Origin of the sequence: uncultured Campylobacter sp. (assembly GCF_937997595.1) — a bacterium.
GTDB lineage: Bacteria > Campylobacterota > Campylobacteria > Campylobacterales > Campylobacteraceae > Campylobacter_B.
The window spans coordinates 1-1,540 of record NZ_CALKTS010000200.1 but is presented as its reverse complement, the minus strand read 5'-3'; the positions used below and the strand labels follow the sequence as shown (position 1 = coordinate 1,540).

The 1,540-nt window shown below is 48.2% G+C and carries 1 protein-coding gene; it reads right to left on the bottom strand.

The features are described 5' to 3' along the window. Positions 1-399: 399 nt before the first annotated feature. A partial coding sequence (locus Q0614_RS07090; RefSeq protein WP_298787597.1) for a ribonuclease J occupies positions 400-1,540 on the bottom strand: 1,141 nt, incomplete at its 5' end.

The window sequence follows — 1,540 nt, the reverse complement described above, 5'->3', positions numbered from 1 at the left end:
GCCGTATCTAGAATTTCACTCATTAAACCTTCTTTTTAAAATTTACTTTCATTTTACACCTCTTTGCGCCGCGCCTAAATTTGCGCTAGCCGAAATTTCGCACCTTTGAAATTTGCGTCATAAAATTCTAATCTACAAAATAGCGCGCCGTCCTGCCCGCTTGCCGCAGCCTTCCTAGGCATTCTTTAAATTTTGCCTTACGCCGAAATTCTGTGCTAAAATTTTACTAGCCGCTTTAAAATTTCGCGCTACAAGACCTGCTAATGCCGCTTTGAAATTCCAACGCTGCAAAGCCCACTTACGTCGCAAAATTTCACGCCCGAAAGCTCACCCGCGCCATTAAAATTTCACTCGTCCGCCGCAAATCAAAGCCGCCCTGCTCGCTAAATTTAGCCGCACTTACATCAAATAGATCACCGGCACAATGGTCGGATATTTTTTGATCTTTCTAAAAATATGCTTTCGCACGGCCTGGCGAATCTTGCCCTCCAGCGCCCAGTGATCGAGTAGAATTTCATCTTTTAAATTCGCTAAAAACTGCTCGATGATGCCCTGCATCTCCTTGGTAAAGTGCGCCGTTTGATTATCGGCGACGAGCCCGTAGGTGATGACGCGCGTCTGGATGAGCCTCTTTTCGTTTTTGTCGATCTGCGCGATGATGACCGCGACGCCCGCATCGGCTAAATTTTGGCGGTGTTTGACGATCTCGTCGGAGATCTGCTTGTTGATCTGGTTGTCGATGAAAACCTTGCCCGTCTTGACGGTCTTGACGCGCTTTAGGTATTTTTCGCAAACCTCCATCTGATCGCCGTCGTTCATCAGATAGATATTTTTCTCCTCGATGCCGCACTCCATCGCGGTCTCTTTGTGCTTTACGATGTGATTATACTCGCCGTGCACGGGTAGGAAAAATTTCGGCTTTATTAGGCGCAGCATGAGTTTTTGCTCCTCGATCGAGGCGTGCCCGCTTACGTGTATCTCGCTGAAGTCCTGATACGCGACCTTTGCGCCGCTTTTTAGCAGGTAGTTAAGCACAGTTGAGACACTGCTTTCGTTGCCGGGGATTGCTTTAGCGCTGATGATTACCTGATCGGTGGATTTGATTTTAATGTATTTGTGCTCGTCCGTCGCCATGCGGTACAGCGCGCTCATCGTCTCGCCCTGCGAGCCGGTAGTAACGATTAAAACCTCATTATCGGGGTATTTGGAGACCTGATCGGCATCGACAAAGATCTTTTTGTCTAAATTTACGTAGCCAAGCTCCATCGCGGTAAATAAATTTCGCTCCATACTTCGTCCGATGACGCAGACCTTACGGCCGTATTTGACGCCGCGCTCGATAGCCTGATAGACGCGGTGGATGTTTGAGCTGAAGGTGCTCATTATCACGCGCCCCTTACAGCTTGAAAATATCGTATCAAAGGTCTTTCCTACTGAGCTTTCGGACTTTGTGATCCCCTCTTTGTGCGAGTTTGTACTATCGCTCATCAAAAGCATAACTCCGCGATCGCCGTAATACGCCAGGCGGTTCAGATCGGTC